Origin of the sequence: Pseudoalteromonas sp. S4741 (genome assembly GCF_005886135.1) — a bacterium.
Lineage (GTDB): Bacteria > Pseudomonadota > Gammaproteobacteria > Enterobacterales > Alteromonadaceae > Pseudoalteromonas > Pseudoalteromonas tetraodonis.
Window position 1 is genome coordinate 1 of the sequence record NZ_PNCN01000217.1, and the last position, 236, is coordinate 236.

Annotated in this window: 1 tRNA gene; it reads right to left on the reverse strand. The window is 39.8% G+C overall.

Going from position 1 to position 236, the window contains the following annotated elements:
- Window positions 1–135 precede the first annotated feature (135 nt).
- A tRNA-Met gene (locus CWC30_RS17805) sits at window positions 136–212 on the reverse strand.
- Between the last annotated feature and the right edge of the window lie 24 nt (window positions 213–236).

Below are 236 nucleotides of genomic sequence, written 5' to 3' on the forward strand. Positions count from 1 at the left end.
CGTCTAATTCAAGACAACTGCCAATTCTGCCACTCCCGCATTATCACTTTGAATTAATCAAAGAAATGGTAGTTATTTTAAACTCTTCATTGAGCTGCAATTTTAACTCTTGCAGAACCACTTCAAAAAAAGAAATGGTGGCTAAGACGGGATTTGAACCTGTGACCCCATCATTATGAGTGATGTGCTCTAACCAACTGAGCTACTTAGCCATTGTTGGCTGGGATACCAGGATT